The 23,094-nt window shown below is 71.7% G+C and carries 17 protein-coding genes; 7 read left to right on the forward strand and 10 right to left on the reverse strand.

All coding sequences use genetic code 11. The features are described 5' to 3' along the window. Window positions 1-25 precede the first annotated feature (25 nt). Window positions 26-352 (forward strand): divalent-cation tolerance protein CutA, encoded by a 327-nt coding sequence (gene cutA / locus ACYVIP_RS45420; RefSeq protein ID WP_460407550.1) that lies wholly within the window; start codon window positions 26-28, stop codon window positions 350-352. A gap of 11 nt (window positions 353-363) precedes the next feature. Here cutA and ACYVIP_RS45425 read toward each other — a convergent pair whose 3' ends face one another. Together ACYVIP_RS45425 and ACYVIP_RS45430 are read right to left on the reverse strand one after the other, a co-directional pair. Next, window positions 364-1,770 carry a hypothetical protein gene (locus ACYVIP_RS45425; RefSeq protein WP_460407552.1) on the reverse strand — a complete coding sequence of 469 codons (1,407 nt, stop codon included), beginning with the start codon at window positions 1,768-1,770 and terminating at the stop codon, window positions 364-366. 169 nt (window positions 1,771-1,939) lie between these two features. Then, complete coding sequence (locus tag ACYVIP_RS45430) at window positions 1,940-2,338, reverse strand: RidA family protein (RefSeq protein ID WP_460407554.1); 399 nt, start codon at window positions 2,336-2,338, stop codon at window positions 1,940-1,942. A gap of 117 nt (window positions 2,339-2,455) precedes the next feature. Between ACYVIP_RS45430 and ACYVIP_RS45435 the strand changes: the two genes are divergently transcribed. Next, window positions 2,456-4,879, forward strand: coding sequence for an SGNH/GDSL hydrolase family protein (locus ACYVIP_RS45435; RefSeq protein ID WP_460407555.1), 2,424 nt, complete (start codon window positions 2,456-2,458; stop codon window positions 4,877-4,879). 2 nt (window positions 4,880-4,881) lie between these two features. Here the strand turns inward: ACYVIP_RS45435 and ACYVIP_RS45440 are convergent, their stop codons facing one another. The 4 genes from ACYVIP_RS45440 to ACYVIP_RS45455 form a co-directional block, all read right to left on the reverse strand. Next, entirely contained in the window at window positions 4,882-7,236 is a 2,355-nt protein-coding gene (locus ACYVIP_RS45440; RefSeq protein ID WP_460407557.1) for a hypothetical protein, read from the reverse strand. Between the two features lie 5 nt (window positions 7,237-7,241). Further along, on the reverse strand, window positions 7,242-8,900 hold the full coding sequence (locus ACYVIP_RS45445; protein ID WP_460407559.1) for a hypothetical protein: 1,659 nt from the start codon (window positions 8,898-8,900) through the stop codon (window positions 7,242-7,244). Between the two features lie 40 nt (window positions 8,901-8,940). Continuing rightward, on the reverse strand, window positions 8,941-10,206 hold the full coding sequence (locus ACYVIP_RS45450) for an ABC transporter substrate-binding protein (RefSeq protein ID WP_460407561.1): 1,266 nt from the start codon (window positions 10,204-10,206) through the stop codon (window positions 8,941-8,943). Between the two features lie 112 nt (window positions 10,207-10,318). Further along, entirely contained in the window at window positions 10,319-10,654 is a 336-nt protein-coding gene (locus ACYVIP_RS45455; protein ID WP_460407563.1) for a hypothetical protein, read from the reverse strand. Window positions 10,655-10,822: 168 nt separating this feature from the next. On the opposite strand from ACYVIP_RS45455, the gene ACYVIP_RS45460 reads away from it, so the two are divergent. After that, window positions 10,823-12,211 carry a M1 family metallopeptidase gene (locus ACYVIP_RS45460; protein ID WP_460407565.1) on the forward strand — a complete coding sequence of 463 codons (1,389 nt, stop codon included), beginning with the start codon at window positions 10,823-10,825 and terminating at the stop codon, window positions 12,209-12,211. Here ACYVIP_RS45460 and ACYVIP_RS45465 read toward each other — a convergent pair. Together ACYVIP_RS45465 and ACYVIP_RS45470 are read right to left on the reverse strand one after the other, a co-directional pair. After that, window positions 12,192-12,677, reverse strand: coding sequence for a GNAT family N-acetyltransferase (locus ACYVIP_RS45465; RefSeq protein ID WP_460407567.1), 486 nt, complete (start codon window positions 12,675-12,677; stop codon window positions 12,192-12,194). The two genes, ACYVIP_RS45460 and ACYVIP_RS45465, sit on opposite strands and share 20 nt — an antisense overlap. Window positions 12,678-12,759: 82 nt before the next feature. Continuing rightward, on the reverse strand, window positions 12,760-14,292 hold the full coding sequence (locus ACYVIP_RS45470; RefSeq protein WP_460407569.1) for an N-acyl-D-amino-acid deacylase family protein: 1,533 nt from the start codon (window positions 14,290-14,292) through the stop codon (window positions 12,760-12,762). A gap of 83 nt (window positions 14,293-14,375) precedes the next feature. On the opposite strand from ACYVIP_RS45470, the gene ACYVIP_RS45475 reads away from it, so the two are divergent. Then, complete coding sequence (locus ACYVIP_RS45475; RefSeq protein ID WP_460407571.1) at window positions 14,376-17,669, forward strand: S8 family peptidase; 3,294 nt, start codon at window positions 14,376-14,378, stop codon at window positions 17,667-17,669. A 4-nt stretch (window positions 17,670-17,673) separates the two neighbouring features. Here ACYVIP_RS45475 and ACYVIP_RS45480 read toward each other — a convergent pair whose 3' ends face one another. Together ACYVIP_RS45480 and ACYVIP_RS45485 are read right to left on the reverse strand one after the other, a co-directional pair. Further along, entirely contained in the window at window positions 17,674-18,930 is a 1,257-nt protein-coding gene (locus ACYVIP_RS45480) for a cytochrome P450 (RefSeq protein ID WP_460407581.1), read from the reverse strand. Window positions 18,931-19,053: 123 nt separating this feature from the next. Beyond that, window positions 19,054-19,845 (reverse strand): DeoR/GlpR family DNA-binding transcription regulator, encoded by a 792-nt coding sequence (locus ACYVIP_RS45485; protein ID WP_460407573.1) that lies wholly within the window; start codon window positions 19,843-19,845, stop codon window positions 19,054-19,056. Window positions 19,846-20,025: 180 nt separating this feature from the next. Between ACYVIP_RS45485 and ACYVIP_RS45490 the strand changes: the two genes are divergently transcribed. From ACYVIP_RS45490 to ACYVIP_RS45500, 3 genes are all read left to right on the forward strand, one after another. Then, entirely contained in the window at window positions 20,026-21,507 is a 1,482-nt protein-coding gene (locus ACYVIP_RS45490; protein WP_460407576.1) for an FGGY family carbohydrate kinase, read from the forward strand. Then, entirely contained in the window at window positions 21,504-22,970 is a 1,467-nt protein-coding gene (locus ACYVIP_RS45495; RefSeq protein WP_460407579.1) for an FGGY-family carbohydrate kinase, read from the forward strand. The genes ACYVIP_RS45490 and ACYVIP_RS45495 overlap by 4 nt, the downstream gene beginning before the upstream one ends. Beyond that, on the forward strand, window positions 22,967-23,094 hold a 128-nt coding region (locus tag ACYVIP_RS45500; RefSeq protein ID WP_460407583.1), incomplete at its 3' end, for a histidine phosphatase family protein. The genes ACYVIP_RS45495 and ACYVIP_RS45500, both read left to right, overlap by 4 nt.

Below are 23,094 nucleotides of genomic sequence, written 5' to 3' on the forward strand. Positions count from 1 at the left end.
CGCCACGGGGAGTACGATTCATTGCATGCCCTCCTATCTGCAAGTTACGACCGTCGCTGACGCTCAAGAAACTGCGGTGCGCATCGCTCGATCCGCTGTGGAAAAGCGTTTTGCGGCAAGTGCACAGGTGCGCGGGCCTGTTATTTCCGTGTTCTGGCATCTCGGCCGACTCGAAGAGGGAAAAGAATGGGTGGTAATTCTTAAGACTGCTGCCAGCAGGTACGCCGAGTTGCGAGAGCATCTGCTAGATATTCATCCGTGGGATAATCCCGAAGTCACCGCGACAGAAATGATCGGCGGAACGGACGCATACAACTCATGGCTTGACCGCACGGTTGGCACCAAAGAATGATCCGGGACAGTTCAACCTTGGACCCGCTCAAAAATCCCATTAACAAAAGGCAGTGCCCGATGTTCCCTAAGTCGATGGAGCACGCCACTGATGCGATTATTCGGCCGAACGGATGCAACACCTTTTGCCAGGTCAATACATTCCAGTGTTGTCGCAGTCGCGCGCTCGATCTCTTTGTTGTCGATCAGGGCGTGCGCCAACCACGTTGCATAAAGAGCCTTATCACGTGCATGTGTGTCATCGAAGCACATGAGGGCCTTTTCTAGAGTCGGTATGGACTTTGACGGGTGACCCAACTCCGCCCAACAGCGCCCGGTCATGATATCGATTTCGTTCTCGTCGACCCAGAACACCCAATCAGGCTCTTGCCTGCTGGACTTCTCCTGAAGCGCAATTCGCGCCGCATTTAGCGCCCGCTCGGTGGCGCGGCGGTCTTTTGCGACGGCATAGGTCCATGCCTTTCGCTCGAGAAGAAGTGCTCGTACACGCGGAGTCGCATCCTTTTCGGCTGCGGCGAACGAGGCTTCGGCAAGTTCGACATTGGGAGACGCGACACTTACTTCTTGGTAGGCAAGAAATGCCATGGCGTTCCCGGCCAGTGCGGCATCGTTTGCCTGCCTGGCGGCATCCAAGCTATCGCGATAGTGGCTCTTTGCTTCGACGTGCATTCCTGCGTCAAATGCGGCCCAGCCCGTTAGCTGCGCTTGCTCGGCAAGCACACCGACCAGCTTGACCCGAATGCTCGGTTTCGTGCTGACGGTTCGCACATATTCGATCGTGGATGTCAACTCCGAAAGATACGTTTGATATGTATCGCGTCCGCCCAGGTAATTGTCTAGCCGACGAAGGCGAGCCGTTCGGTCAAGTAGGTAGCGAACATCGGATTCGCCTGCATTGAACTGCAGATCGGGGTGGAAGACAGGCGACATACCCAAGAGGCCTCCGGCGGCGGCCCCTATAAATTCGCGCCTACGCAGCAAATCTATCTCCTGTCCGCTTATTTCCTCCGGTCCGGTTTCCTCTTTCACGGGAGCCGTCGTTGGCTCAATACGGGCGCGTGCCGTGATTCCCTTTCGGCGAATGGGGTAGAACCCGATATCCGCATCGGTTGATGCGCCGAGGACTGCACGAAGGGCAGTGCGATACAGGGCGGTCGGCCATTGAATCTCGCCTCGTTCATATCGACCGATGGCCCGCGCGTCGAGAGACGCATACTGTTTGTTTGTCGTGCGCCACAAATGTTCGTTTACCGCTTCGGCCAACTCTGCTCGGCTCATGCTGTAGCCGGGCGTCGTCGTGGAAGGTGTTGCCTCACGTGCGGTTCGGAATTTCACGTTCGGTTTGGCGGGCCGTTTCTCCGTATGCGCCTCGCGTGCCGACTCGCCGCGAGTTGGCACGCGGTCGCTCTCTTGGCCCATGATCACTCCTCGGCAGTCCACCCCACTGCAGCAGCACCAAGCGTAGCCGGTCGACCACCGCGAACCCGCCGCGTCCACCCCACGTCGTGACCAGCGGTTGCCGTCACACGGACCAGGCGATGCCGTCTTGCCTCCGGTCGACCGAGCACGGACGTCAACCTTGATGAGATCACCTCGTTACGGCGACGGCGTCGACCTCGACCAGCTGGCCCCGGTAGCCGAGAACCGTGACGCCCAGCAAGGTGCTCGGCGCGTCGTGGTCGCCGAACCGCTCGCGCACCACGTTCCAGGCGGTGACGAGGTCCGCCTGGTCGGTGCTCGCGACGTAGACGGCCGTCCGCACGACGTCTGTCAGCGCGGCGCCGGCCGCCCGCAGCGCCACCTCAAGGTTGTCCATGACCTGCCCGGCCTGCCCGGCGACGTCACCGAGCGCCACAACCCGGTCGTGCTCGTCGATCGGACACGCGCCGGCGGTGTGCACCAGCCGGGCACCGGCGGGAACCACCGAGGCGTAGGCATACGGGACAGCATCGGTCAGACCGCTGGCCCGGATCAGTTCCACAGACATGACGACGACAATGCCACGCCGCAGCCGGTGACCGGACAGAAAACAGGACAACCGTTGACGACGGCCGGGGTCGGCGGGTCAACTCGTTCGCGGTGATCACGACCGCGAGGAGATCCCATGTCCCATGTCCGAAGGATGACGTTGACCGCTGCCGTCGTGCTGTCGTTGCTGCCCGGCCTGCCGGCCGCCGCCGACCAGCCGGCCGACCAGGCCGCGTCGCCGGCGAGTTGGGTCGGCACCTGGGCCTCGTCGGCATCCGGCACCGTGCCCGACCTGCCGACCGGCTATGTCGACCGGACGGTCCGCAACGTGGTGCACACCAGCGTCGGCGGCACGGCCGTGCGGGTCTCGCTGACCAACGTCCTGGGCACCGCCGCCACCCGGATGGACGCGGTGACTGTCGCGGTCGCGAAGGCGCCCAACTCCCCGGACGCGGTGCCCAACACCATGCGCGCGCTCACCTTCGGCGGCTCGCCGGCGGTCACCATCCCGGCGGGCGGCAAGGCGCTCAGCGACCCGGTCTCGCTCGCCGTCCCCGCCGACGGTGACCTGCTGATCAGTGTGTTCACCCCGGAGCCGGGCGGTCCGGTCACCTTCCACCAGGTCGCCAACCAGACCTCGTACGTGTCCGGCGCCGGCAACCACGCCGCGGCCGAGGCGGGCACGGCGTTCACCGAGCCGATCACCTTCTGGCCCTACGTCGCCGGGGTCGACGTGCTCGGCGGGCCGGCGCGGGGCGCGGTGGTCACCTTCGGCGACTCGATCACCGACGGGAACAACTCCATCCGCAACGCCAACCACCGCTGGCCGGACTTCCTGGCCAACCGGCTGGCCGACCAGCCGGGGCCGACCAGGCTCGGCGTGCTCAACGCCGGCATCAGCTCCAACCGGCTGCTCAACAGCACCTGGAACCCCAACGCACTGTCCAGACTGGACCGGGACGTGCTGACCGCGACCGGCGCGCGTTCGGTGGTGGTCCTGTTGGGCATCAACGACATCGGCGGCCAGCCACAGCACCACGAGCCGGAGCCGATCATCGCCGCGCTCCAGCAGATCGCCACCCAGGTCAAGGCCAAGGGACTGCGCGTCATCGGCGGCACGCTCACCCCGTTCGCCGGGTCGAGCAACTACACCGAGGAACTGGAAGGCGTGCGGCAGGCGGTCAACGACTTCATCCGCCACGGCGGCGCGTTCGACGCGGTGGTCGACTTCGACGCGGCGCTGCGCGATCCCGTGGTGCCCAACCGGCTGCTCGCCGAGTACGACTCCGGCGACCACCTGCACCCCAAGGACGCCGGGTACCAGGCGATGGCCAGGGCCGTCGACCTCAACGAGCTTGACGGCCGCCCGACCGACACCTGGGTCGGCACCTGGCAGACGGCCATGGCACGCACCACGCCCGACACCGACCAGGGCCTGGCCGACCACTCGTTCCGCAACGTCGTGCACACCAGCATCGGTGGTCACGGGGCCCGCGTGCGGCTGTCCAACGCGCTGGGCACCGCGCCGGTGCTGCTGGGCGGGGTGACGCTGGCGGTGGCCGCGAGGCCCGACGCGCCGGACGCGGTCCCCGGCACGATGCGCCGGGCGACCTTCGGCGGCCTGCCGTCGGTGACCATCCCGGTCGGCGGCGAGGTGCTCAGCGACCCGATCGCGCTCACCGTGCCCGCCGACGGGAACCTGCTGGTGAGCGTGCACACGCCGGAGCCGTCCGGCCCGGTGACCGAGCACCCGCGCGCCTACCAGACCTCGTTCCTCACCACCGGCGGCGACCACACCGCGGACGTCCGCGGCAGCGCGTTCACCCAGGAGACCACGGCCTGGCACTACGTCACCGCGGTGGAGGTCAGGGCACCGTCGGCCTACGGCGCGGTGGTGACCTTCGGCGACTCGATCACCGACGGCGACAGGTCCACGACCAGCGCGAACCTGCGGTGGCCGGATGTGCTGGCCGACCGGCTGGCCGCCGCGCCAGGACCGACCAGGCTCAGCGTGGTGAACAGCGGCATCAGCGGCAACCGGCTCCTGAACAGCGGCACCGGCACCGCGATCGGCGGGCCGAACGCGTTCGCCAGGCTGTCCAGGGACATGCTCACCACGTCCGGGGCGCGCACGGTGATCGTGCTGGAGGGCATCAACGACATCAACAACCTGGAGCACCCCGACCCGGAGACGCTCAAGCTCGCCCTGCGCCAGATCGCCGCGCAGGCACACGCGCAGGGGCTGCGGGTGATCGTCGGCACGATCACGCCGTTCAAGGGCCGGAGCTCCTACAACGAGGAGCGGGAGAGCGTGCGGCAGGCCGTGAACGAGTTCATCCGCACGAGCGACGCGTTCGACGGGGTGATCGACTTCGACCGGGTGGTGCGCGACCCGGCCGACCCGCAGCGGATCAACCCGCCCTACGACTCCGGTGACAACCTGCACCCATCGGACGCCGGCTACCGCGCGATGGGCGAGGCGGTCGACCTGCACGCGTTGCTGCGCACCACGCATGAGGGGCAGCGCGGCAGCGCCGAACCGATGCCGTCGGTGCGGTGAGGTCACGTGCGGTGCGCGGCTTGCCTTGCCTGGTCGAGGTAGTGGTCGATCAGGTCGGTACCCGGCTGGCCGGTGCGCAACGCCTTCGCGCGTTCCAGCAGGGGTAGCACGACCGCCGCGGCGTCGCGTGTGGACAGTGGGGTCGGCCTGCCGAACCGCAGCAGGCCGGCCAGCCGCACGTCGTTCAGTGCCGCGGCGGCGAGGTTCACCAGGCACCGAGCCTCGCCGGCGTTCTCCCCGATGCGACCGAAGATCGTCCGCGCGCGCTGCCAGCAGCGGACGGCGGCGACCAGCTGGCCGTCCCGCATCGCGAGCGCGGTGCCCTGCAGCTCGACGCTGTGCGCCTCGCTGCCGGTGTCGCGCGCGTCGCGGGCGACCTTCTCCGCCTCCCGCAGGCATTCCAGCGCCTCGCCCGGCCGCTCGCCGAGAATGGCCAGCACGCCGAGGTTGACCAGCCGCACGGCGTGTCCCGGCAGCCGCCGGCCGGCGGCGCGCAGGGTCGCCAACCCGGCCATCGCCTCGCCGATCGCCTCGGTGTCCGGCTCGGGACCGGACGCGGCCAGCAGCGCGCGCTCGACCCGCTCGCGGGCCTCAAGCTCGGCCCTGGTCCGGTCGTCAGTGGACTTGGCGTGTGACTGCGCGATGTCCAGCCATGCGGTGGTGTCCCCGAACCGCCGGGCCAGGCGGTGCGCGGCGGCGATCCGGTTCGCCGCGAGCGCGGCGACATCCTCGCGCCGCACCCGCAGCGCCAGCTCGTACAGTCCCCGGTTGACCCCCAGCTGACTGTGGGACCGCTGCTCGCGCACATACCAGTTGTCCAGCCCGTCGGCGATCACGCACAGATCGGCGAACACCAGGTCGAGCAGCACGGCGTCACCGTAGAAGTCCTGGTCGAACAGCGGCCGCAGCGACGGCTCGGAGTTGCGGAACCACGTTCGCGCGGTGTTCGTGTCGACGTCCAGCCGGCCGGCCCATTCCTCGACGTAGCCGGCGAAGTAGCCCACCAGTGCCGGCACCGCGCGCAACGCCGCCGCGCGCCGGTCCTCCTGGTCGCCGGTGCGCACCAGCGGCCTGCGGATCTCCTGTGGCAGCCGGTAGCGCCCGCCCTGCTCCTGCACCAGGTTGCGCAGTCGCAGCTCCGTCAGCGGCGCCAGCGCGTCGCCCGCCGCCGGGACCTGGTCACCGGCCTCGACGATCACCGCCACCGCACCCCGGGTGATGCCGGTGACCGGCAGCTCGGCCAGCGCGCGCAGCAGCCACACCGCCTGGCTGGACATCCCGTCGTGGATGTTGTCCAGGATCGCGGTCCACACCCGTTCGAGCGGCCCGATGACCGGACCGGCTGCCCGCAGATCGTCGTGCATCCGGCGCACGACCTCCTCGGCCGTTGACCCGCTGCTGAGCCGGCGGATCTCCTGGGCGAGCGCCTTCACCGCGCGCGGCCGCCCGGCGCAGGCGGCGAGCAGCGCGGCGACCGGGTCGTCGGTCACCCGGCCACCCAGCCTGCGCAGCAGTTCGGCGACTCGTTGGCGCACGACGGATTCCGGCAGGTCGAGCTCCGCGTCCCAGATCTCGCGCAGGTGGACCAGCGCCAGCTCGGCGACCCGCACCGTGCGGTGCTCGGCGGCGTCGCCGACCGAGATGTCGCCGGCGATTACCAGCCTCGGCCAGCCACCGGCCGGCCACTCCCGCACCAGCCACGCCACCTGCTCGGGCGTGGACACGTTGTCCAGCAACAGGACCACCGGCTCCGCCGGCAGTACCTCGAGCAGCCGCCGCGCCGCGCGGCGCAGCACCTCGTCGGTGTCGTCGGCCGGCTCGCCGATGCCGAACGCGGCCACGATGCGCGCCGCGGCCGCGGCCGGGCCGTCCGGCTCGCTGGTCGAGCGGCTGCGCAGGTCGAACCGGTAGACCCGGCGGGCGTGCTGGTCGGTGACCAGCCACTGGGTCAGGTGCTCGGCGACCGCGGTGGTGCCCATGTCCCGCACACCGGCCAGCACGGCCACGCCGGTGCCCAGCACCCGCTCCCGCGCCTGCGCCAGTTCGTCCCGACGGCCGAACAGCTCGTAGGCCGGCGGATACCAGGCCAGCGGGGCGATCGGCGGCGGCCGGCGCTCCTCGATCTCCTCCGGCCTGCGGCGGCGGTGTTCCCACAACCAGTGGATCGCCAGGACCGCACCGGCGACCACCACGACCACCGATCCCACCGGCAGCAGCAGTGGTCCGATCACCCGGCCGAACCAGGACTGGCTGGCCTGCTCGCCGAGCTGGCCGGACGTCACGCTGGCGAGGATCCAGGTGACCGTGAGCGTCAGTGAGACCTTGACGCGGTTGACCATCCTGCGGTCGCGGCCCATGGCGACTACCTGACCGTCTCGCCGGTCAGCCCGGTGACCACGGTCCGCCAGGTGACCAACAGGATGGCGACCGGGATCAGCGCGGACACCACCGCACCGGCGGCGACCGTGCCCGACGAGGTGGCGAACTGGCGTGCCTCGCCCCACAACAACCGGGCCAACGGGCTGCCGGCCGGCCCGGAGATCAGGAAGCTGACGATGAAGTCGTTCCACACCAACACGAACTCCAGCACGGTCACCGCGACCAGCGCCGGCCGGTAGCGACCGCGCCGCCACACCGCGTCCAGCGCGGGGCGGACGTCGGTGCCCGTTCTCGGCGCGGCGGCGAACGCGGCACGCAGCACCAGCGTCGCGAACGGCAGGCCGGCGGCGGCGTGCACGAGCGCGAGCGCGGCGCGGGAGCCGGCGAACAGCTCGCTCAGCGGGCCGGCGTAGAGCTGCACCGGCGCCACCGCGAGCACGCCGAGCAACACGGTCAGCGCGCGTGCGGTGCGCATGGGCAACCGCCAGGTCAGCAGGTAGGCCGCCGGCACCGCACAGGCCACCACGAGCAGGGTGGCCGGCACCGCGATGGACAGGCTGCCGGCCAGTGCCGGCCACAACCACGTCCCCGCGACCGCGACGAACGAGTCGAGCCCGAGGCCCTCCAGTCGCCACCAGCCCGCGCTGCCGGCGGCTGCCGGGTCGTGCAGTGCGGTGGCCACCAGCACCACCAGCGGCAACACCCACACCACCCCGACGACCAGGCCGATGACCCAGCTCCACCACCGGGTCCGCTCCGAGGCCGGCCCGGTCATCGGCACCGGGTCCGGCGGGTTGCCCCGGCCGATGCCCCGCGTGCCGAACAGGCTCAGCACGGCGACGACGGCGAACAGCAGCACCGCGAGGGCGGCCGGGGCGCCGGTGGCGGTCGAGTCGGTCGTCATCCGCCACCACAGCACGCCGATGACGTTGACGTCCTTGGCGATGGAGTCCGGTGCCGCGATCAGCACCAGGTCGAACACCCGGATCGCGGCCACCAGCACGGTCAGCACGACGATCGAGGTGATCGGACCGGCGCGGGGCAGGCGCAGCCTGCCGACCCGGTGGCCGAGACCGGCGTTGGCGTCCAGCCCCGCGCGGAACAGTACGACGACGAACCCCAGCCAGGACCAGGCGAACGCGAGCCCGAGCACCCACCAGATCATGTCCGGGCCGAGCCAGACGACCCCGCCGAACAGCGCGCTCGCCACGCCGCGTTCCCGGCTCGGGTCGAAGATCATCCGAAAGACCGCGCCGGAGACCATCGCCGACACCCCGAACGGCAGGATCATCAGGTAGAGCAGGACCCGCCACAGCCGGTTGACCAGCCTGCTCAGCACCGCGATCACGTAACCGGTGGCGATCAGCACCAGTCCGATGCCGACCCACAGGACGCTGTGCCAGGCGGCGGCGCGCGCGTCCGGATCCCGCAGGAGGTCGACGAAGTTGCCGACCCCCCACGGCGCGGACAGCGCCCAGACCAGCGTCCACACCATCGGCACCATGAGCAGGACCAGCAGCGCGAGCGCCGGCAGCCCGAGCACGTAGCTCCACCCGCCACGGCCGCTCGGCGGCCGCAGCCCACCGGTGATCTCCCGCCCCGCGACCTCCAGCCGCAGCCCACCCTGTCCCCGAACCTCCATGCTCACCTCCCCCACCGCCGCTCACCGCGGCCCGGCGGGGTCATGACGCGGACTTCTCGGCGTCGGACATGGCGGCCGCGGCGGTGATGGCCGCGGCGGTCGGGTCGGTGTCGGCGGCCAGCGCGCGCAGCAGGTCCTGCAGGACCTCCTCGAGCACACCGCCCAGTGCCACCCGGTCGGACAGTCCGAACTCGAGCTGGTGGTCGCGCAGGTCCCCCGCCAGCGCGCGCGTGACCGGGCTGTAGTGGCTCGGGTCGGTCCCCGGGTTGGCCGCGATGAACCCGCCGGTGTCCCTGATCCACGGCACCGGGGCGTCCGAAGTGGACAGATAACGCAGCAGGCTCCGCGCCTGCTCGCTGGCCGGCGCGGTCAGCACGAGCAGATCGCCGCTGACCACCAGCCGCCGCTCCAGGCCGGGCATGGCCGGGAAGGTGAACGTGCCGACGTCGTCGTCGAACACGTCGAACGCGCGGATCACCGACTCGGCGAAGTCCGGCGCGAGCACCATCGCCGCCTGGTGGTCACCGAACACCTTCAGCACCGCGTCCGGGAACTGCGCGACCAGCGCCCGCTCCGCGCCCCCGGCGAGCGCTCCCGGCGCACCCCACATCGTGGCCACCATGGCGAACGCGGACAGCACGTCCCGCGCGCTCCACGCACCGCGCTCCCCCGCGACGATCGCGTGGTAGGCGCCGTCGAAGTTACGCAACAGCACGTTCTCGAAGAACCGGGCCAACAGCCAGCCGTCGGCCCCGCCGAGCGCGAGCGGCGCGACGTCGGTCAGCTCGGTGATCCGCTCGTTCAGGCCGAGCCAGTCGACCCAGGTCCGTGGCGGCGACAGGCCGTGTTCGGCGAACAGGCCGCGCCGGTACCAGACGACCGAGGAGTGTCCGACCTTGAACGGGACGGCGTGGCGTTCGCCGCCCTCCGGGGGCAGTTGCCGCGCCCAGAAGTCGTCGTAGCCCTGGTTCCACACATCGTCGGGCACCGGCGCCAGCCGGTCGAGGTTGCCGCGCACCAGCTTGGGTTGCGGCAACGCGACCAGGTCCGGCCGCCCGGTCGGGTTGGCCCCGAGCGCGGCGTCGATGTCGTCGCCGAGCGGGATCAGCTCGCAGTCCTCGGCGCGTTGGCCGAGAACCCGTTGGAACGCCGCGAGTTCGGTCGCACTCCAGCTGACCGCGACCCGGACGACGTCGCCGAAACCGACCGCACGGGACAGCCCGGTACAACCGGCGGCCACCCCGGCCACCGGGCCGAGAAGCGCCGCGCGCAGCAGCGCGCGCCGAGTGACCGCTGGCGATGCCATGACTCCCCCGAGTGAACAGCAGACGGAGCTAACACCCTACGCCTCTGGCCAGCTCATTGGGGTGCAACGGCGTGCGGCCGGACGTGAACCCGGCCGCCGGTCGTCATGGCGGTCAGGGCCGGTAGGGCTCCACCGCTTCCGAGGCGGCGCCGGTGACCCCGTCGACCGCACCGGTCACGGTGTCCGAGGCGGCACCGGTGAAGCCCTCGGCGGCACCGGTCACGCCGTCGGCAACGCCGGTCACGCCCTCGGCGGCTCCGGTCACGGTGTCGGTCGCGCCGTCGATCCCGCCCTGCGCCGACTCGACGGCGGTGTCGGCGGTCTGCGACACCTGGTCGGTCACCGCCTCCGCGTTCGGCAACTCGGCGCCGGTCAGCTCGCTGACCTTCTCACTGGCACCGCCCAGCAACTCGGCAGCTTTCTCCCGGACAGCGTCGAACAGACCCATGAAGTTGACCTTTCGGACATTAAGCTACGAACAGTTAACAATCGGACACTACGCGCGGTCGCCGCCCCCGGTCAAACTCATCGCGCCCCGGTCGGGTGATCCACAACGTAATCTGTGCGCATGCATTTACCGGCCAGGCTTGGCGCTGTCCTTGTTGCGATTGGGGTGGTGGCCGCGCTGACGGCCGCACCCGCGAGCGCCGCCGACACCATCGGCGCACCCGGTGTCGGCGATCCGTACTTCCCGTTGGACGGCAACGGCGGCTACGACGTCGGACACTACGACCTGCGGCTGAGCTACGACCCGTCGTCCGGCGAGTTGTGGGGCACCACCACGATCCTGGCCACGGCCACCCAGGACCTGACGCGGTTCAACCTCGACTTCCTGCTGGCGCCATCGGCCGTGCTGGTGAACAACGCGCCCGCCGAGTTCACCTCGCAGGACAACGGCGAACTGGTGGTGCGCCCGGCATCGCCGGTGGCCGACGGCAGCCGGTTGCTGGTCGTGGTGAAGTACCGCGACAACCCCGCCAAGTACACCCGCTACGACAAACAGGCCTGGCGCCCGGACGCCAACGGCGTGCTGATCGCCGGCGAGCCGCACATCGCGACCTGGTGGTTCCCCAGCAACGACCACCCGTCGGACAAGGCGACCTACGACGTGTCGATGGCGGTGCCGCCCGGTCTGCAGTTCATCTCCGGCGGCCTGTTCCTGCGCACCGAACAACTGCCGGACGGCTGGACGCGCTGGAACTGGCGCAGCACCAGCCAGCGGGCCACCTATCTCGCCTCCAGCGTGATCGGCGACTTCGACATCCACCACCAGACCGCGCCCAACGGCCAGCAGTTCATCACCGCCTACGAGAAGAACACCGTCAACCGCGCGGCCGCCGAGGCGAGCTTCGAGCGCACCCCGGAACTGGTCGACTTTCTGGCGTCGAAGTTCGGGCCCTACCCGTTCGAGGCACAGGGCGGCGTGCTCACCGCCAGGGCCGGCGGGCTGGAGACCCAGGCAAGGCCGTTCGTCGGGGACAACTACTTCGGCAACGGCACCGCCGTGCCGGTGGTGCTGCACGAGCTGGCCCACCAGTGGTTCGGCAACTCGGTCTCGGTCCACCAGTGGCGCGACGCCTGGCTCAACGAGGGCTTCTCCACCTACGCCGAGTACCTCTGGTCGGAGGACAACGGTGAGGCCAGCGCCGCGGCCATGGCCAAGGCGCGGTACGACCAGTACCCGGCCGAGGACGGGATCTGGTCGGTCGCGGTCGCCGAGCCGCCGCCCTACGGTGCCCCGCACCCGGCCGCGTCGGCCATCTACCACCGTGGCGCGATGGCGTTGCAGAACCTGCGGGTCACCGTCGGCGACGAGACGTTCCTGGCGATCCTGCGCGGCTGGACGCTGGCGAACAAGGACGGCGACGCGAGCACCGAGGACTTCGTCGCCCACGCCGAGCGGGTGGCCGGCCGGTCGCTGGCCGCCGTGTTCGACACCTGGGTCTACTCGGTCGGCAAACCGGCGACCGAGCCGAGCGTGGTGCTCAGAACTGGTGATACATGACGTGCAGGCCGACCCGGCCGAGCGTGGGGTGCTCGAACGCGCCGGGCACGGTGCCGATCACGCTGAAGCCGAGCCGTTTGTACAGCTCGACGGCGGCGTGGTTGCTCTCGGCCACCGCGTTGAACTGCATGCCGGCGTAGCCGAGGGCCCGCGCCCAGTCCAGCGCGTACTCGACCATCGCCCGGCCGACACCCCGGCCGCGCGCGTCGGCGGCGACCATGAAGCTCGCCGTCGACACGTGTGCGCCAGGGCCGGGCCGATTGGTGGCCAGGTGCGCGGTGCCCACCACCCGGTCGCCGTCGACCGTGACGATCGTGGCGCCCGGTGGCGTGACGACCCAGATCTGGCGCGCCTGGTCGGCAGTCAGCTCCGGGTCGTAGGTGAAGGTCTCCCGCGCCCGGACCACCTCGCGCACGATCTCCCACACCTGCGGCCAGTCGTCGTCGCCGAACTCCCGAATTCGCATACCGCAGGCTAAGTCCGAACGCCCTGAATGCCTCATTCGGGACGGTGAGCGTCCCAAATGGCCCATTCAGGGCGTTGGCCCGTCAGGTCCGCAGGACGTGGCCCGCGCGCTGGCCGGTGTGCGCGCCGCGCTCGACTGTGACCGTCCCGTTCACCAGCACCAGGTCGATGCCGGCCGCGAACTGGTGCGGTTGGGCGAAGGTGGCGCGGTCGGTGAGCCGGGTGGGGTCGAAGACCACGATGTCGGCCGGCGCCCCCGCGCGCAGCACGCCGCGGTCGGTGAGCCCGATCCTGGCGGCGGGCGCGGCGGTGCACCGGCGGATCGCGTCCGGCAGGTTCTCGGCGTACCGGGCGAGGTAGCGCGGGAAACAGCCGTAGCCGCGCGGGTGGGCCAGGCCCGCGCCGGTGACGCCGGCCGGGTCGATGGCCAGCCCGTCGGAGGCGACGACCGCGCTCGGGTGGCCGAGCACGGTACGCAGGTCCTCCTCGCTGCGCCCGCCGACGGTCATCAGCACGCCGGTGCCGAACTCGGCGAGCAGGTCGAGCACCGCCTCCGCGCCCGCGAGGTCGGCGACGGTGTGCCCGACGGCGGCCGACGGACGGGCCGTCCAGCTGATCGTGACGTCGGCCCAGGTCGTCGGCCGGTCCTGCCAGGCGTCGCTGATCCGCGCCCGGACCCGGGGGTCACGCATCGTGGGCACCCAGGTGCCGGGGCCGCCCTCCTGTGCCCAGGCCGGCAGCAGTTGGGCCAGGGGCGCGTTGCCGTGCAGGTAGGGGTAGCTGTCGACGCCGACCGAACAGCCGTCGGCGTTGGCCGCGTCGACCAGGTCCAGTGCCCGGCGCACCGCGCCCCAGTTGCGCCGCCCGACCGCCGCCAGGTGCGAGATCTGGGTGCGGCAACCGGTTTCCCTGGCCACCGCGATCGCCTGGGCGACGGAGTCGACCAGCGCGTCCTCGTAGCTGCGCACGTGCCACGTGAAGATCTTGCCGGCCGCCGAGGTGACCTCGGCCAGCGCCAGCAGTTCCTCGGCACGCACGAACGGCAGCGGCGCGTAGATCAACCCGGTGGACAGGCCGACCGCGCCCCCGGCCAGCGCGTCGGCCAGCAGCCCGCACAGGGTGTCCAGCTCGGCCGGGGTGGCCGGCCGGTCGGTGAACCCGCAGACACCGGCGTGCAGCACCAGATGCCCGACGAGCGTGGCGACGTTCAGCCCTGGCCCGGCGGCGGTGAGCGCGTCGAGGTAGCCGGGCAGGTCCCGCCAGGTCCAGCGCACGGCCGGGTCCAGGTCGAGGTAGCTGACCGCGGCGCGCAGGTCGGCGGTCCGCGGCCCGGTGACCCCGAGACCGCAGTTGCCGACCACCTCGGTGGTGACGCCCTGGTGCACCTTGCTCAGCGCGCGCGGGTCCGACAGCAGCGTCAGGTCGGAGTGGGTGTGCAGGTCGACGAAGCCGGGGCAGACGACCCGGCCGGTCACGTCGACCCGGCGCGCGTCGGCCGGCGGATCGCCGTCGATGGCGGCGATCCGGCCGTCGGCGACGAGCACGGTGGCGATCCGGCCGGGCGCGCCGGTGCCGTCGACGACCAGTCCCCCGGTCAGTGCCAGCGATGACGTCATGGCCGACACGATCCCAGACCTTGACGCGGCTGGGTGTGAACGGATTGGTTGAGATCACGGATCCGCGAACCCGGGAGGCCGTTGTGCCGATCGCGCGCAGGCTGTTGTGCACCGTGCTCGCCGTGGCGGCGGCCGTCGGCTGGACCGCGGTCCCCGGCCAGGCCGCCGCGCCACCGGTGGGCAGTGGGTACCTCGGCGCGGTCACGCTGGTCACCGGCGACCACGTCTCGGTGCGGCGGGTCGGCGACCACCTGGTGCCGCGGGTGAGTCCGGCGCCGGGCCGCGAGCACGTGCACTTCGCCACCACCTCGGTGGCCGACTCGCTGCTGGTGGTGCCGGCCGACGCGTGGGCATCGGTGCGCACCGGGGTGCTCGACCGGCGGCTGTTCGACGTGCTGTCGTTGCTGCGGGACGGTTTCGGCGATGCCAGCCGTGCCGACCTGCCGCTGATCGTGCAGGGCACGCCGGCCGAGGTGACCACCGATGGCGCGACCGTCAGCCACACGCTGTCCACTGTGGACGCGGTGGCGGTGCGCCAGCCGAAGGGGACCACCGCCGGCTTCTGGGCGGCGCGCGAGCCGACCAGGCGGATCTGGCTGGACGGGTTGCGCAGGCCGAGCCTGGACGTGAGCGTACCGCGGATCGGCGCACCGGCCGCGTGGCGAGCGGGCTACACCGGCGCGCGGGTGCCGGTCGCCGTGCTGGACACCGGGATCGACGACACCCACCGCGACCTGCGCGGGCGGGTGGCCGCGAAGAAGAACTTCACCGCCGACCGGAACACCCGCGACACCGACGGGCACGGCACACACGTCGCGTCCACCATCGCGGGCACCGGCGCGGCGTCCCGGGGACGCAACACCGGCGTCGCGCCCGGCGCGAACCTGCTCGTCGGCAAGGTGTGCCAGGGTTCCGGCTGCGCCGAGTCGGCGATCCTGGCCGGGATGGAGTGGGCGGCGGGCGCCGGGGCGAAGGTGGTGAACCTGAGCATCGGCGGCCAGGACACCGCCGGCGACGATCCACTCGAGCTGGCGATCGAACGGCTCTCCGCCAGGCACGGCACGCTGTTCGTGGTCGCCGCCGGCAACGACGGCGGTCTCGGCGCGGAGACGGTGTCCTCGCCGGCCAGCGCCGACGCCGCGCTGGCCGTCGGCGCGGTGGACGACCAGGACGCGCTGGCGAGCTTCTCCGGCCGCGGCCCGAGGGTGGCTGACGGCGCGCTCAAACCGGAGATCGTCGCGCCGGGCGTGGACATCGTCGCGGCCCGATCCCGGTTCTCCGAGCGCGGTGAGCGCGGCGAGGACTACGTCTCGCTCAGCGGCACCTCGATGGCCACCCCGCACGTCACCGGGGCCGCGGCCATCCTGGCCCAGCGCCACCCGGACTGGACCGGCGCGCGAATCAAGGCCGCGCTGGTCGGCTCGGCCGAACCACTGGCCGACGCCGGCACCTACGAGCAGGGCGGCGGACGGGTGGACGTGGCGCGCGGTGTCGGCCAACTGGTGTACACCGAGCCGTCCACTGTCTCCTTAGGACGGATGAGCTGGCCGCACGCGGACGATCCGGCGGAGTCCAGGACGGTCACGTATCACAACACCGGCGAGCGCCAGACGGTGTTGCGGCTGACGTTGCCGGCACGCGGGCCGGGCGGCGAGCCCGTGCCGGCCGGCATGTTCTCGTTGTCCACCACCAGTCTGACCGTCCCCGCCGGCGGCGCGGCGAGCGTGACGCTGACGGTGAACACCGCGGTGCCGGCGGCCGAGGGCGCGTTCGGCGCGCACCTCCTGGCCACCGCCGAGGACGGCACCCGGGTGGCCACCCCGGTCGCGGTGGACCGGGAGCCGGAGAGCTACGACCTGACCCTGCGCACGCTGGACGCCACCGGCGCGCCGACCGACGACCACTTCTCCTTCGTGTTCGGCATCGACCAGCAGCGGTACCGGCCGGTGCCGGGGATCGACGGCACCGGCACGCTGCGGGTGCGCGCCGGGCGGTACCACGTGGACGCCGCGATCGGCACGCCCCACCCGGGCGGCACGCTGTCCGACTCCGCCAAGGTCGTCCGCCCGACGGTCGACGTGCGGGCGGACACCACGGTGGTGCTCGACGCGCGCGCGGCGCGGCCGGTGTCGGTGACCTTCGACCGCGAGGACGTGGTGCCCGCGGCGGTAGCCGTCGCCTACAGCCGAAACCTGCCGCACGGGCTGCTGAACACCGGCGTGCTCGGTGACACCTTCGACCGTATCGGCATCGGGCAGGTCGGTGCCCCGGCACCCGAGGAGGAGCTGGTCGCGAGCATCGGTGGGGTGTGGGCGGTGCCGGACCGGCGGGGTGAGTTACTGGAGAGCACGCTCGCGTACCACCTGTCCTGGTTCGAATACGACTCGGTGCCGACCGGGTTCGCCAGACACGTGGTGGACGCCGACCTCGCCGAGGTGCCGACCACCTACCGCGCGCAGGCCAATCGCAAGCTGGGCACCAAGATGTGGCTCGCCAGGGAGCCGAGAACGGGCGTGGCCAACGGTTTCGGCTTCGGTTTCCGGCTTCCGTTGGCGCGTACCGAGTTCCACAACGTCGACGGCCTGGAATGGTCCGGTGAGCTCCAGCAGTGGTCGATGGTCCGCGGGCAGGTGCACACCGAGACCGTGCTGACCGGTGGCCCGGTCGACCACCAGCCGGGAAAGCACCCCACCGACGCGTGGAACGCCGCGGTGTTCGGCCCCGGCTACACCGCCGCCGACCCGGTCGCCATCCGGTCGGGCGACGTGCTCTCGTTCACCCTGCCGATGTTCGCCGACGCCGGCCTCGACCGGTCCGGGGTGTCCGAAGTGGAGTCCGCGGCGACCGCGCTGTACCGGGACGGCGTGCTCGTCGGCAGGACCGAGCAGCCCGGCGCCGGCAGCTTCGAGGTGCCGGCCGAACCGGCCGACTACCGGCTGGTCGCCACCGCCACCCGCGACGACGTGTCCACACTGTCCACATCGGTCAGTAGCGAGTGGACGTTCACCTCGGTCCGCCCGCCGGAGGACCGGAAGGGCAAGGGCGGCACCGGCTTGCCGCTGCTGGCCGTGCGCTACGCCCCGCCCGGCCTCGACCTGGACAACGCGGTCGACGCCAGGTCGATCCGGATCCCGGTCACCGTGGAGTGGCCGGCCGAGGCACCGGCGGCCACCCTGGCCGCACTGACCGTCGAGGCGTCCTTCGACGACGGCCGCAGCTGGCGGCCGCTCGCGGTCACCATCGACGGCCCGGCCGCCGCCACCGCGGAGATCACCCATCCGGCCGGTCGGCGGCACGTCTCGTTGCGCGCCAACGCCACCGACTCCGGCGGCAACACCGTCACCCAGACCATCCTCCGCGCCTACCGCAGCCGGTAGGAACTCAGGTGCGCAGGCGCACCGGCAGGCGTTCGTAGCCGCGCAGGATCCTGGTGTCGCGGTGGCTCGCGCCGGAAGTGAGCCGCAGGTCGGGGAACCGGTCGAACAGCGTGCGCAGCCCGACCTCGCCCTCCATCCTGGCCAGCGCCGCCCCGAGACAGTAGTGCCGGCCGGCGGAGAAGGAGATGTGGTCCCGCGCGTTGTCCCGGCCGACGTCGAAGCGCGCCGGGTCGGCGAAGACCGCCGGGTCGCGGTTGGCGCCGGCCAGGACCAGCGTCACCAGCGAGTCCTTCGGCACGGGCACACCCGCGACCTCGGTGTCCCGCAGGGAGGTCCGCCCGGTCAGCAGGACCGGCGGGTCGACCCGGAGGACCTCGTCGACCGCGTTCGGCCACCGCGTCGGGTCCGCGCGCAGGGCCACGAGCTGGTCCGGGTTGTCGTGCAGCAGCGCGACCCCGTTGCCGAGCAGGTTCACCGTCGTCTCGAAACCGGCCGCGAGCACCAGGCCCGCGGTGGCCCGCAGCTCGAGATCGGTGAGCCCGACGCCGTCCTCACGCGCGGCGACGAGTTGGCTGAGCAGGTTGTCGCCCGGGTTGGCCCGGAGGTGGTCGAGGTGCTCGGTCAACCAGCTGTCGAAGGCGGCCAACGCGCCGTCCACCGCGCGGAACTGCCGCCACGGCAGCCCCATGTCCAGGCTCGGCGCGGCGGCCGCGCCCAGCGTCAGCACCCGGTGGCGCTGTTCGGCCGGCACGCCGAGGATCTCCGCGATCACGGTGACCGGCAGCAGGCTGCAGTACGCCTCGACGAGGTCGACCCGGCCGCGCGGATCGAGGTCGTCGAGCAGTTCGTCGGCGATCTGCTCGGTGCGCTTGCGCAGGTTCTCCACCGCGCGCACGGTGAACACACGGGTGACCAGCTTGCGATAGCGGGTGTGCGCCGGCGGCTCGGTGACCAGCAGCGACGGCGGCGCCATGGGATGCAGGAACTCGACCGCCGACCAGTCGGCCAGCCGGCCGAACCACCCGCTGTCCGGATTGATGCCGGTGCGGAAGTCGTTGCTGGTCAACACCTCCCGCACGACCGCGTGGCGCGCGGTGAGGTAGCCGAAGCCACCCCTGGACAACGGCCCGTGCTCACGGATCTCGTCGAACAGGCCACCGAGGGCGAGGTTGGGGGCGGCACTGGGCTCGGTGAACAGCCTGGCCTGCAGGTCGCCGCGTCTGGCCCCGGCGCGTAACGCGACCCGGGGAAGGCCGTGCATCAGCCCCCAGCGAACCGCTGGCTTGGCCAGTTCGCCGACACGGGCCACCACGCCCCTTGTGCCGGTCTGCTTCGTGATCGTCACCGGAAGCCCCTCCCCGTGCGGCGGTACACGCGAGTACCACTACCGTACCCGGGTCGGCACGATCGTGAGTGTGACGCCCGCGTCACGCAGCCGCCGCTGCTCGGCGACCGGCAGCCCGTCGTCGGCAAGCACCAGGTCGAAGTCGGTCAGCGGGGCGAGCGCGTAGAGGCCGTGGCGGACGAACTTCGTGTGGTCCACCAGCAGGATCCGCCGGGAGGCCGCGCTCATCATCGCCCGCTTCACCTGGATGGTCGCCTGCGACTGGTGGTAGCAGCGACCGAGCGAGATCGCCGTGGTGGACAGGAACAGCGTGTCCGCGCGCACCTTGGCCACGCCTTCGGCGGTGTACAGGCCGAGAAAGGCGTCGTAGGCCGGGAAGTACTCGCCGCCAAGGCCGATCAGCGTGATGCCCGGCGCGCCGGCCAGCAGCCCGATCACCGGTTGGAAGTGGGTGATCACGGTCAACGGGACCCGCTCGACCAGCCGCTGCGCGAGGTGCAGGCAGGTGGTGGACTCGTCCACCATGATCGTCTCGCCGGGGGCGACCAGGTCGAGCGCGGCCGTGGCGAGCGCGTGTTTCGCGGCCGGCATGGTCGCCATGCGCTGGGCGACGTCGCCGTGGAACACCGCCGACGGCACGCTGGTGGCACCGCCGCGCACCTTGCGCAACCAGCCCTCGGCCTGCAACGCGTCCAGGTCGCGGTGGATGGTCATCAGGCTGACGCCGAACTCGTCGGCCAGCGCGTCCGCGCGCAGGAACCCGGCCGTGCCGACCCGCTCCCGCACCCGGTGACGCCGCTGCGCCTGGATACCTACCCGCTCGCTGACCATGCGACTCTCCCGTGTTAAGAAATGTGAAATTATCACAGGATCGGAGTCCTGATCAGGCCCCATGAGTGCGGCCTTAACGTGACGAGTGCGCGAAGTCGTGACGGGTTCGACACCACGGTTGCGCGGCCAGGGCCGACACGTTCTGCTGAGCCCGTCCGCAGGGTGCCGAGAGGAGCGACCATGGCCACGGTGGCGATCGACGCCGGCACGTCGATGATCAAGGCGGTGGTGTTCGACGACACCGGCGCCGAGCTCGCCGTCGCCCGACAGGCCACCGCGGTACGCCGCCCCCATCCCGGCTGGGCCGAACAGGACATGGACTCGGTGTGGTCGGCGGTGGCCGCCGCCGTCCGCTCCGTACTGTCCACTGTGGACGTGGAGGTCGCGTTCGTCGCGATCACCGCGCAGGGCGACGGATGCTGGCTCGTCGATGGGGATGGCGAGCCGACCGGTCCGGCGATTCTGTGGTCGGACGGCCGGGCCGCGGGCATCGTGGAGTCCTGGCGGCGGGCCGGGATCACCGAGGAGGCGTTCCGGATCAACGGCTCGCTCGGGTTCTCCGGCCTGCCGCACGCCATCCTGACCTGGCTGGCCGAGCACGACCCCGCGCGCGTCGAGGCCTCGGCGACCGCGCTGTACTGCGGTGGCTGGCTGTTCTCCCGCTGCACCGGGCTGCTCGGCGTCGACCTGTCCGACGCGTCGGTGCCCTTCCTCGACCCGCGCACCCGCGCCTACTCCCCCGAGTTGCTCTCCCTCTACGGCCTGGACTGGGCGAGCCGGCTGCTGCCGGAGATCCGCCCGCCGGCCGCGCGGGCCGCCGCGCTGACCGACCGCGCGGCCACCGAACTCGGCCTGCCGGCCGGGGTCCCGGTGGTGCTCGCGCCCTACGACGTGGCGTCGACCGCGATCGGCGTCGGCGCGACCGACCCCGGTCAGGCCTGCACGATCCTGGGCACCACGCTGTGCACCGAGGTGGTCCGCGACCGGGTCGACACCGCAGGCGAGCCGGGCGGGCTGACCGTCGCGCTGGACACCGGGAGCGACGTGCTGCGCGCGTTCCCGACGCTGGCCGGCACCGAGGTGCTCGACTGGGCCGCCGCACTGCTCGGGCTGGACCACGCCCGCGACCTCACCGCGCTCGCCGACCAGGCGAGCCCGGGCGCGAACGGGCTGGTGTTCCTGCCCTACCTCTCGCCGGCCGGGGAGCGCGCGCCGTTCCTCGATCCGCACGCGCGCGGCACGTTCTGGGGCATGTCGCTCGAACACGGGCGCGCCGAGTTCGCCCGCGCGGTGTTCGAGGGGCTGACGATGGTGATCCGCGACTGCGTGGTGGCCACCGGCGCGGACGCGACCGAGCTGCGGGTGTGCGGCGGCGGGGCGGGCAGCGCGGTGTGGCGCCAGCTGATCGCCGACGTGGTCGGCGTGCCGGTGGTGACCTCGGCCGACACCGAGGTCGGCGCGAAGGGCGCGATGCTCACCGGCCTGGTGGCCACCGGCGCCGCGCCGAGCGTGTCCGCCGCGGCCAGCGACCAGGTGCGGGTGGCCAGTTCCCACGAGCCCGACCGGGAGCGCGGCGAGCGTTACACCGAGCGGTTCGCGCTGTTCCAGGAACTGCGCGCGCTGTCGACCCCGGGCTGGGCGCGGCAGGCGGACCGAGAATGACCGCCGGCACCGAGGTCTGGCTCGGCATCGACGTCGGCACCCAGAGCGTGCGCTGTGTCGCGACCGACCACAGTGGACTTCCGGTGGCCACCGGAAGTCAGCGGCTGCACGGCCGGCGCGATGGCGTGCGGCACGAGCAGGACCCCCGGGACTGGTGGGCCGCGCTGGTCGGCGCGTGCCGTCAGGTGACCGCCGAGCTCGGCGACCGGCGCGTGCTGGGGGTCGCGCTGTGCGCCACGTCCGGCACGATCCTGCTCACCGACGCGACCGGTGAGCCGCGCACCCCCGGCCTGATGTACGACGACGGGCGCGCGGTGGCCGAGGCGGAGCGCGCGCTGACCGAGGGCGCCGCGCTGTGGCGGGCACTCGGCTACCGGCCGCAGGCGTCGTGGGCGTTGCCGAAGTTGTTGTGGCTGCTGGCGAACACCGACCGTCCACAGGGGATGGTGCTGGCCCACCAGGCCGACTACCTGACCGGTCGGCTCACCGGCGCGCCGACCGCGGCGGACTCCAGCCACGCGCTCAAGACCGGCTACGACCTCGACCACGAGCGCTGGCCGGGCGAGGTGTTCGACGCCCTCGGCGTAGACCACGACGTCCTGCCACCGGTGGTCCGACCGGGAAGTCCACTGGGGACGGTCCAGGTGGACAGTCCGACCGGGATCCCGTCCGGCACCCCGGTGATCGCCGGCATGACCGACGGCTGCGCCGCCCTGCTCGGTGCGGGCACTCTCGAGGTCGGCTCCTGGAACACCGTGCTCGGCACGACGTTGGTGGTCAAGGGCGTCACCGCCAACCGGCTGCACGACCCGCTCGGCGTGGTCTACTCCCACCGCGACCCGGACGGCGCCTGGCTGCCCGGCGGCGCGTCCAGCGTCGGCGCCGGGGCGCTGACCGCCGAGTTCGGCGGCCGGGACCTCGCCGCGCTCGACGCCGCCAGCGCGCGCAGGCCACACACCCTGCGGTCGACCTATCCGCTGGTCTCCCCCGGCGAACGGTTCCCGTTCGCCGCCAGGGACGCGCACGCGATCACCGTCGGCGAGCCCCGCGACGACCTCGACCGCTACGCCGCGATCCTGCGCGGGGTCGCGTTCACCGAGCGGCTGTGCCTGGACTACCTCGACCTGCTCGGCGCGGACACCTCCGGCACGCTCAGCCTCACCGGCGGCGGCGCGCGCAGCCGCTACTGGAGCCAGCTGCGCGCCGACACCCTCGGCCGGCCGGTGCGGGTGCACGCCGAAGCCGACCCGGCCGCCGGCACCGCCCTGCTGGCCCGCGCCGGCGGCGCGCGCCTGGCCGCCACGGCCGGGGAGCTGGTGCGCGCACAGGAGTTCTTCGACCCGGACCCGGCCAACGCCGACGTGCTGACCGAGGGCTACCTGGCGCTCGTCGACGCGCTGCGCGACCACGGCTGGCTGCCGGGCGAACTGGCCGACCACGCGATCACAAGGAGCGCCCGGTGACCGAGATCGTCCTTGTCCGGCACGGGGAAACCCCCTGGCACAGCGACAACCGCTACGCCGGCCGGACCGACGTGCCGCTGACCGATCACGGCCGCCGCCAAGCCGAGGCGCTCGCGCGCTGGGC

Source organism: Actinophytocola sediminis (genome assembly GCF_054779715.1).